This window comes from Segatella copri (genome assembly GCF_003465495.1).
Taxonomy (GTDB): domain Bacteria; phylum Bacteroidota; class Bacteroidia; order Bacteroidales; family Bacteroidaceae; genus Prevotella; species Prevotella copri_G.
Genome location: NZ_QSAV01000066.1, coordinates 1 through 10218, shown reverse-complemented (window position 1 = coordinate 10218; position 10218 = coordinate 1). Strand labels below are relative to the sequence as shown.

Sequence of the window (10218 nt, the reverse complement as noted above, 5' to 3'; positions counted from 1 at the left end):
ACTGTCTTTGCTCGTACATTGAAGGCTGGTGAGGCTTTCAATGGTGATTCACTCAACATCAGTCTGGAAAATACAGAAAAACTGACCAACTTCAGCTTTGAGATTTCATCCACCTCAAATGTTGATTGGAAGAGCATCGGTTGGCAAGCATCCGTAACTTACAAGGATTCTGCCAATGTTGAGCAGACCATGTCAGTTCCTGCACATTACAAGACATTCGCAAATGCCTTGGCAGAGGGCAAACCATACTTGACCACAGCGACTGATACAATTATGGTTGTGTCACCAGTGCTTATCCTTTCGGACAATTCCCTCAATGGCCAGGTTACTTTGACCGCCAAGACAGTGGATGCACTCATCGGCAAGAAGTCTTTCACTATCGAGAATGGCATCTTGAAAGCCGATACTCTGCGATTTGCAACTACTGCAGGAAAGAACATCTGGTTTGAATACAGCTTTCCGGCAGCAATCTCTAATGAAACTGTTACTTCAGCCTCTGTTTCCATTCTGAAAGATGCGGCAGGTCTCGTAACTGAGAATGTGCTTGCTGGATTCTATGCAGAGAATGAAAATCTTGGCTTCGGTATGCTTTATCGTGGCTGGGGAGGTTTTGTTTATAACTCGGCAGAGGGCAGATATGCAAAGCCTATTGGCGAGTCATTGCTGAAATTGCCTGAAAACGAGAACGACAAGGTTGACCCTCTCACAATGGCGTTCACTCCATTGGGTACAGACCAGACTTCTATGGACAAGTGGGTCGGTCAGCGACAGGACATCTATCTTACTGCAACCGAGGCAAGTACAGCCCGATTGACAGAACAGGATGTACTCCTTACCAATCCATTGGATAATAATGCTGAAGTGGCAGGACTTGCAGGTGAATATTTGCAGGGTACTGGTGCGGCAGCTGTAAGCCAAGTGGTATCAAGCAAGAGTACCGTTGTGCAAGGTGGTGCACTTGGCATCACCCATAACAATGCAAATGGCAGTTCCAAGACGGAAGTTGCCATGATGGATATGAATGGCGACGGATTCCCTGACATCATTGCAGGTGGTACCATCCAATACACCAACTCACAAGGTGGATTGAGTGGTGAAATCTACAAGGGCATCGGAGCGAACAACTCTGACAATGCTTCTGAGGCGTGGGGATATGGTGGCAATCCTGTTGCTTCCGTATCAGGTATCACCAACTTAGCCAAGGGTATTAAACCGTCTTTGAGCAATGTTCAGACGGAATGGTTAGCTCAATTCTCTATTTCTGGTAGTGCACCAAAGAATACGGATGAAGCCGTAGAGTCATTTATCGACATTAATGGAGATGGACTTCCTGACAAGATTCTTTCCGACAAAAAGGTAAGATTAAATCTTGGCTATGCCTTTACTGAGCCTATTGATTGGGAACTTGACCGTATTCAAGGCGGTAAGAGCCACTCTTATGATATAGGAGCAAGCGGTGGCGCAAGCCAAGGCTGGGGAGAAACCAAATACCACGATAACAAAATAAACAAGGCTTCTGGTAGTTTCTCAGCAGGTTTCGGTATCGTAACCTCTGAAAGTGAAGAGGAATACAACCTTATCGACATCAACTCTGACGGTCTCCCAGATAAGGTCTGGAAGAATGGTGATGGTATCACTGTTGCCCTTAATACAGGCAATGGCTTTGACGAGCCTATCTGTTGGAAGGGTGCAAATGCGCTTAGTGAATCAGCCTCTACATCAGAGTCGGCAAATGCAGCGTTCACTTTGACCATCAACATTCCTGTTATAAGCATCAAAATTTCAACCAACCCTGGTGCTTCCACTTCTCACAGCATCAACCGCCCTACATACTCTTTGCAGGATGTGGATGGTGACGGTTATCTTGACATCGTTGAATCTGAGAAGGAAAGCGAGTTGAAGGTTACACGCTCTGCCATCGGCAGGACAAACATGTTGAAGTCTGTCACCAACTCCTTGGGCGGCACTTTCACACTCGACTATGCGCATACCACTCCTACCTACGGACTTCCTGGTGGCAAGTGGGTGATGTCTGCCCTTACCGTTGATGATGGAATCCATGACGATGGACCTGTCATGACTACCGCCTTTGAGTACAAGGACGGCAAGCGTGACCGCCATGAACGTGAGTTTCTCGGTTTCGGTGAGGTTATCACCAAGAACCTCGACACGGAGAATGGCAATTCTGTTTACAGACAGGCTGTTGAGAACTACGATGTAGCCAACTACTACACACAGGGCAATGTTACCGCCACATCCGTAGAGGATGCCAACGGCAACAAGTACACCGAGACAAAGAACCGTTACGACAGTTATTATATGACTGCCGACGGTGACAAGTACACATTCGCAAAGCGTGACGTGAACCTTTGGAGTGACCGTGCATCTGCATTCGTACCTCTCCGCTATACGGCAAACTTGCAGTATGAGGGAGCGGCAAACGGTGTGGTTACATCCGAGGCATGGAACGAGTACTACCTCAATGGCTATCATGGTGAGTTGAAGTCCTACAAGTACAGCGACAAGGGAAGCCTTGGCGAGGACGGAAACGGAAAGTTTGACTATGCAACCGCCATTAAATACACGGACAATGCAGCGAAGCATATCTTCGGACTTCCAATAGATGTTACGGTAACTGGCGGTGACGGCTCGATTTACCACCATGTGACGGCAAAGTACAACACCAACTATGCCAACCACATCACCCAGATTACGCAGCAGTTGAATGACGGTGCGGCAGTTACTGATAACAAGTACGACTCTTACGGCAACATCATCCAGAAGACCCTCCCTGCCAACGGCAAGGGACAGCGTATGTGGTACAAGTACCGCTATGAGCCTGAGATGAACATGTATGTGGAGCGCATTGACGATGCGTGGGGCTACCGCAGCGAGCAAGGCAATTTTGACTATCGCTATGGTATAGCCAAGGAGCATCGTGACCTCAACAACTTCTACTATGAGACTGATGTTGACGACCTCGGTCGCATTACTGGCGTGCGTGGTCCAAATGAGTTGGCTACGGGCGTGCCTTATGCCATCGCCTTTGAATATCAGCCTTTGGCTACCTTTGGTGAGAGTGGCATTACCGCTCCTGCTTACGCAGTGACCAAGCACTACGACATCCAGCACCCTAACGATGACTTGGAGACCGTTACGTTCGTTGACGGTTTCGGAAGAGCCGTGCAGGTGAAGAAGGACGGTGTTGTGACAAGTGCATCCAAGGGAAACTCTGCCAAGGACGAGAATGTGATGATAGTCAGCGGAAGAAACGTGTATGATGCTTTCGGACGTGTGGCAAAGTCTTTCTATCCTACAACGGAAGGAACAGGCTCGAAGTCCACATTCAACAAGGCATTTGACAATGTATCTCCTACCGTCACAGTCTATGACGTGCTCGACCGTGCTACCTCAGTGGCATTGCCGGACAACTCTACGACAACTACGGCATATACGGTTGACAATAGCAGTCATACTCTCGTTACAACCGTAACGGATGCGCTTCATAATGTGCAGGCTACCCATACCAATGGCAGTGGCAAGACGGTGAAGACCATTCAGAAGAGTGGTCCTGATGGTGAGATAACCACCTCGTTTGAATATGACGGCATACAGCGTCTTGTCCGTGTTACTGACACGGAGGGCAATGTAACGACCTCTACTTACGACATGGGTGACCGCCGCACGGAGGTGAACCATCCTGCAAGCGGCATCACCAGTTTCACTTATGATGCACTCGGCAATGTGCTGGCCAAGCAGACTGCCAACCTTGCAAAGGAAGGCAAGTTCATCACCTATGATTACGACTATCTGCGTCTGACGGGTATCAACTATCCTGACCACCCGGAGAACAACGTGAAGTATTACTATGGTGGTCGCAATGCCTCTCAGAACCGTATCGGCAGATTGATGCTCCGTGAGGACGGAACGGGTGCCATTGAGTATTTCTATGGCAAGATGGGCGAGGTGACGAAGACCCGCCGCACGATGATTGTGCCTAACCAAGCGATAGCAACCTACGTGACGCAATGGACTTATGACAGCCACAACCGTCTGTTGGAGATGATTTATCCTGATGAGGAGAAAATCACCTACTCTTACAACCTCGGAGGTCAGCTTGAAAAGGTTCATGGCTACAAGTCATACGGCTACGATTATGTAAGCAAGATTGGCTATGACAAGTTCGAGCAGCGCACATACTTGAAGTATTGCAACGGTGCAGAGACATTCTACACCTACGACCCACAGCGTCGTAGATTGCAGAACCTCACTGTGAACAGTGGTGGCAACACCATTATGGACAATGCTTATACATACGATGCGGTGAGCAATGTGCTCAGCGTGGTAAACGGTGCGTCTGTTCCACAGAGTGGAAAGGCTGGCGGACAGATGGCTCATGCCTATACATACGATGCCCTCTACCGTCTTGTCAGTGCAACTGGTACATATACAGGTGCGGACAACAAGACCGCAAGCTACACCCTTGCAATGGGCTACGACAACATGCATCGTATCACATCGAAGCGTCAGATTCTCATACAGAACAATGTGCAGTTCAATGGTACATTGAATGCTGGCTATGATTTGTCGTACACTTATGGAACTGACACAGGCAAGAAATTCCAGCTTGCCAATGTGAAGGATGTGAATTACCGCACGGAAGAGACACCTTCAGAAAGCGAGAATGTGAACAACAATCATGCCTATGAGTATGATGCCAACGGTAATCTTGTTTATGTCAATACAAGCCGTACAAAGAAGGATGGCGTGGCTGACGAGAAGACCACAGAGCGTAAACTCAAATGGGATGAGGAGAACCGTCTCCTTGCTTCTGATGATAACGGCTTCGTAACCAACTATTGGTATGATGCAGATGGTGAGCGCACGGTGAAGACATCAGGTGAGAGTGACCAAGTTTATGTGAACTCTGAGTTTGCAGGAGGTCGCACGAACACCGCCAAGTTCTCACTATATGTATCTCCTTACCTCGTTGCCAACCAAGGCGGACGCTACACCAAGCATATCTACATTGGTAGCCAGCGTGTCGTTTCCAAGATTGGTGACTTCGACTCTTATGGTTCTGACCCACGCCGCATTCAGTATGCAGGTAGTGAGACTGATGGACTTTCTGTTGACTATAAGCAAAAATATGTCCAGCAGTTGCAGGTTATCAAGGATAATTATGCAACCTTTGCAGTGCCGTACAATGGTGAGGACAACAACGACTATGTGGACGGAAAGGGCTTCTGCTGCAATGACGGCAGCTTGGAGGCTGCGCAGGCACGTGCTATGGCACGAGCAGCGAATAACAACTTCCAAGAAGGCGATACATACGAGACGATGCAGTTCTACTACCACCCAGACCATTTGGGTAGCAGCAGTTACATCACCAACCTTGATGGCGAGGTGGTACAGCATATCGAGTATGTTCCTTTCGGTGAGGTGTTCGTTGAGGAGCGCAACAACATTTGGAATACACCTTATCTTTTCAATGCGAAGGAATTCGATGAGGAGACGGGATTGTATTACTATGGGGCGAGATACTATGACCCGAGAGTGAGTTTGTGGATAAGTACGGATATTTCCGAAGAAAAATATCCTTTCTCTTCCACCTATTGCTATGCAGAGAATAATCCTATAAAATTCATAGATCCTGATGGGAAAGCGGTAAAACCAAATGGAACATTGGCAATGTCCATAATTTTGAACACTTTACCTAAAGATGCCAGACAGTATGTTACTCTTGATAAGAATGGCTATTTGGATTTAAATGTGATGAACCAATATAGTGGAAATAGTGAAAATTTTAATTCTCTTAAAACTTTGGTGAAAAGTAATTATGACATATACGTAACAACTCTTGAAGAGACAAAATATGTTTACAATGAAAAAGTAAGCATAGAAAGTTTTAGACCTGTTTATACAGAGGATGATTTCAAGGATCCTGACTTTACGAGTAGCACAGGAAATACAACAGGAGAAACGGGTAACTTAGGAGTCACCTATATGCCAACTAATGGTAGTTTAGGTAAGGCTGATGCAGAAAATCCAAACTCGATTCATGTTAATATAAACCCTTCGCTATCACCTACAGGTGCTGCTGAAACATTCTCACATGAAGGTTATGGGCATGCCTTAATTTTTGTAGAGTCTGGTGGAGATAGAAATAGAGCTGTTCATCACTATGATGGAACTCTTGACGCAAATAGGGAATTAGTTGATAAGTCAATATCAGCGAGGAGAGAAACTGTTAAAAATATGGAACAATGAAATTTTATATGTTTTTATTGGTTATTGTGTTGTTCTGTAGCAATGACATCAATAGTCAAGTCAAATATAATATTAAAACTAAAAAATATCTCAGGGGAGTGCCAAGTAAGAACTCCCCTGAGGGGTCATTTCTATACATTATTCAAAATCAAACCGAACAAAATTTAGTGGTATTCTTTATAGAAGAAAACAATGACACATTGCCAAACGTTAAGCTTTTAAGAAGAAAACTTTTGCGTAGATATGGGGATTTTAGTTTATCTATGATTGAATGGGAAGCTAATATGGATATTGAAAATAGTACGACTGTTATACCTGAACTGTTTGTAAAAATATTAACGCCTAAAGAGAAATTTAAGATAGATGTACCTTTTGCTAATGGCAAGGAAAAACAGTTTGCTTCAAAAGTGCCTCAACATCTGTTAATATGCTCAGAAAGGGTGTTTTCAAATAGTTTTATTGAAATGCCACATTTCATTGAAAATATTCAAAGATATAATTTCGGATATTCTGGAACCAAAGTTGTTATTCCTGTTAGTAATTTCATGTCGTTTATTTTACGACAACGATAAATTAATAAACAGAAAAGCAAAGATGGCATGATGAATTTTAGTACATTTTCGGGGAAGGAAAAAGAAACTTTTGAATCCAGAAAGAAGCAAAACTTTAAAATTAATCCGGGGGTAGCAAATCTTCTATCCACGGATTAATATTGCTTTACTTTTTCTTGTTCAATATATATTGTCTTGCCTCCATTTCTTTGGGCTCATTACCAAACGAAGCTATCAGAATAATATGGTTGACATCCTTCACCTTGTAGAAGGTATGCTCACCACATGAAGGATGCACAAGCATCAGGATGTTGTAGTCAAGCACTTGGAAAGTTCCTCTTAACCTTTCCTGTTTGTTCTATTTTTCATTGTATGACTGTATCAACAAATAGGTACCATCAGCATTTAACGTGAGTGTTGTTTCAACATTAGGTGGTAACACACCGTAATATGTTCCAGTAATAGAATCCAAGCTGGCTCTATTTTATAAAACATATCATTCGATTTTAATTGAAATATATACATATTGCCAAGGATACAAAATTGACACGAAATATATGTAAAATATTTATAAAATCTCATAAATATACTAAATATTATATCTTTTTTCTACACAAAAAGCTATTTTACAGAGAACTTTTCTTATTTCATAAATATTTTATGTATTTTTGTAAAATTGAATTAGTATCTTATTGTAAAATTGTGGTATGAAAAAAATATTGATTATTATAGCGGTATTATTATTTTTACAAGCCAGTGCTCAAGGGTATCGCAGTTGTGAAGATAAGCAGTTGCTTGTATCAAAATTAAGCCATATCTGTAAATATCCTATAAAGCTTCAAGCCAGTAACCAAGAGGCAATTGTTGCTATTGAATATAAAACAGATAACAAGGGAAATGTTGTCAAAAGAAAAGTTGTGGATTGCAACAATAAAAAATTCAAGAGTGCAACATTGGAGGCTTTTGATAAAGTAAAGAATATCCGAATTAATAAACTTCAACAAACAGACACCATTTATTTTCAGTATAAAATACAAGGTTCACTGACCCCGATCCATCCTCTTACAGATGTTGAAATTATTGGTTATGGAAGTTATGACATACCTATATTGATGAAATAGTTTAAGTATTCTTATAAATAATCAAAGAGTCCTGGATATTTTTATAACATCCATGACTCTTTGGTTTAAAATATATAGAGTTTCAACTGCATCTTTTTAGCTATATATTTTACTTTTTTGCAATAATTCTAGGATCATATATTTCAGTAAAAGCCGCCTTGTTATTTTCGCCACCAAGAACAGGATCATAATACATGAATTTCCCCGCATCTGCATCAACTCCCAATAAAACAACGGCATGACTTCTATCACTCCCCAATCTACAGCAAGCTATTTTACCATTGGCTATTTCTTTTATCAGGTAAGCTTGGCTATAAGGATATGTAGCCGTAAACCAATTGTTTAATGCGGCATCCCAATCAGACGTATTTAAGGCTATTCCTGTGATGTTGCCATTTTTGTCTCTTTGAACCTTGTCTCCGAAATATCTCACAATTTCATTCTTTGAGATGTTCTCGTTAAAATGATTTCCACAATATTGTATCGCACCGATAACACATTCTCCATTTAATACTTCTCGAGTTGCTCGTGTTGTATTGAAAAGAGACTGAATAGGCTTGTCTTTATACATTTCATAAAGACATTGCAACTTTTGTTCTGTCTGTTGCTCCATTGAAGTTTTGCTATACATCACTTCTTCTGGCGAATCATTTTGGCAACTCACAACAGAAAATAGTAAGCATGCAAAAACTGTGATTTTTAATAATCTTTTAAGTTTCATATACACCATAATTATGTTAATTACTAAATCTACTTGCAAAAATATAGCAAATCCTTGATAAAAATATATTTTATGTAAGATTTTTCTGAGGAAAAGCTATTTTTTAACGCAATAATACGATATAAGTTATGTATATGTAACTATATTCTGATATTAATTCAAAAATGAAGTCCATTTTATTTTTTCAAGATATATAATTTAGAGTCTCTTGCTTTTGGCTCATTCCCAAACGAATCTATCAGAATAATACCGCTGTCATTCTTCACCTTATAAAATATGTTGTCACTACTTGACGGATGTTCAAGCATCAAAATACTGCCGTCAATTACTTTGAAGATGCCATTCAACACTTCACAACTATCCGATTCGTTTGCAGATTTCCGCTTCAAACGATAGGTGCCATCTGCATTTAGCGTGAGTATTGTTTCAACATTAGGAGGCAATACACCGCAATATGTTCCTGCAATGGAATCCAAGTCAACACTGTTTTCTAAGACTGCCGTATATTCTTCGACTTTAACAGGATCAATATCGGCATCATTTTGTTTCGTTTCACATAAGATATAAGATGCAACAAGTGAGATAACCAAAACTGCTATAATTATCAATTTCCTCTTCATAGCTACCATAAAAGAAAAAGTGTCCGCAATGTCAAGCAAGTGGCATCACGGACACGAATGAACAGTTGAGAGTTAATGAAAAGTCAGTATTCTGCTATGTTGCTGATGCATGGACAAGTTCTTGCACTATCAAACACGATACGGAGACCGTTCGTCTTTACTTTATCGAAGCGAAGGATGCGCTTGTAGCCGATGACCGTTGTCTATTATTTCTTATTAATTTTCTTTTTAATTTCATTCGCCTCTTTAAATAGGCTATTAGCCATGCTATCTTTAATTGCTGCCATCTGTATCATTTCGTTATGGTAGCGAATTGAGTCCTCATAAATATTTACACGAGTTCTCACATTCTCAATAACTTCTTTATTAGGGCATACAGAGAAGTTCTTTTCGATGTATCGAACATTTGGGTCGTCAGATGGAAGAACCATCTTCAGTGCCCGATACTTCAAGTCTGCCTCCTCCCAATCTTGGTGCTCTCGCCATTGGGTGAAATTGCCCCAAATAGAGAAGATAAGGGATAGAGCCAAGCCCCCGATGAAAAGAAGAACATACTTTGAAGTTGGTTCTAAGCGGTGGGTGACAACCTTCTTTTGAGGTGTGTAACCTATTGCGTGAAGTTTGTCCTGCACAACTTTTGATGTGACATTCTGCTCTTGTTTCACCTGATTAATGGTATCAAACAAGAGTTTGCTTCGCTGTTCATCTTTGCTTGCTTCTTTCTTGGTAAGGTCAACAAAGACACATATCGCCTCTCTTAATTTTGCCAATTTTCCAATAGTTTCCTCTTCTTTTGCAGATACAGAAAGGATGGCTTTTTCAAGTTTGCTTGTATCAACACTTACAGGAACAGGAGTGTTTCCTACCTCTGTATTCTTTGATGAAGCAAAAAGCTCATCGACTTTCTGCTCCAATCTCTCAACTGTGCCGTAGAT

7 protein-coding genes are annotated in these 10218 nt (G+C 41.8%); 3 read left to right on the top strand and 4 right to left on the bottom strand.

The features are described 5' to 3' along the window. On the top strand, positions 1-6270 hold a 6270-nt coding region (locus DWV53_RS14180), incomplete at its 5' end, for a toxin TcdB middle/N-terminal domain-containing protein (protein WP_367379685.1). Further along, on the top strand, positions 6267-6842 hold the full coding sequence (locus DWV53_RS14175) for a hypothetical protein (protein ID WP_118155187.1): 576 nt from the start codon (positions 6267-6269) through the stop codon (positions 6840-6842). The genes DWV53_RS14180 and DWV53_RS14175, both read left to right, overlap by 4 nt. Before the next feature lie 145 nt (positions 6843-6987). Here DWV53_RS14175 and DWV53_RS15885 read toward each other — a convergent pair whose 3' ends face one another. After that, the gene (locus DWV53_RS15885) at positions 6988-7146 is read right to left on the bottom strand and encodes a hypothetical protein (RefSeq protein WP_181985957.1); all 159 of its coding nucleotides are present in this window, start codon (positions 7144-7146) and stop codon (positions 6988-6990) included. Between the two features lie 382 nt (positions 7147-7528). Between DWV53_RS15885 and DWV53_RS14170 the strand changes: the two genes are divergently transcribed. Beyond that, positions 7529-7942, top strand: coding sequence for a hypothetical protein (locus tag DWV53_RS14170; RefSeq protein ID WP_007900069.1), 414 nt, complete (start codon positions 7529-7531; stop codon positions 7940-7942). A gap of 109 nt (positions 7943-8051) precedes the next feature. Here the strand turns inward: DWV53_RS14170 and DWV53_RS14165 are convergent, their stop codons facing one another. From DWV53_RS14165 to DWV53_RS14155, 3 genes are all read right to left on the bottom strand, one after another. After that, positions 8052-8663, bottom strand: coding sequence for a hypothetical protein (locus DWV53_RS14165; RefSeq protein WP_259319003.1), 612 nt, complete (start codon positions 8661-8663; stop codon positions 8052-8054). 176 nt (positions 8664-8839) lie between these two features. Next, a complete protein-coding gene (locus DWV53_RS14160; RefSeq protein ID WP_259319002.1) occupies positions 8840-9283 on the bottom strand; it encodes a copper resistance protein NlpE in 444 nt (147 codons plus the stop codon). 206 nt (positions 9284-9489) lie between these two features. After that, on the bottom strand, positions 9490-10218 hold a 729-nt coding region (locus DWV53_RS14155), incomplete at its 5' end, for a hypothetical protein (RefSeq protein ID WP_118155181.1).

Bases quoted from the DNA above. Each gene is read 5' to 3' on its own strand.
- DWV53_RS14175 (WP_118155187.1), top strand. From the start codon at position 6,267: ATGAAATTTTATATGTTTTTATTGGTTATTGTGTTGTTCTGTAGCAAT.
- DWV53_RS14170 (WP_007900069.1), top strand. From the start codon at position 7,529: ATGAAAAAAATATTGATTATTATAGCGGTATTATTATTTTTACAAGCC.
- DWV53_RS14165 (WP_259319003.1), bottom strand. From the start codon at position 8,663: ATGAAACTTAAAAGATTATTAAAAATCACAGTTTTTGCATGCTTACTA.
- DWV53_RS14160 (WP_259319002.1), bottom strand. From the start codon at position 9,283: ATGAAGAGGAAATTGATAATTATAGCAGTTTTGGTTATCTCACTTGTT.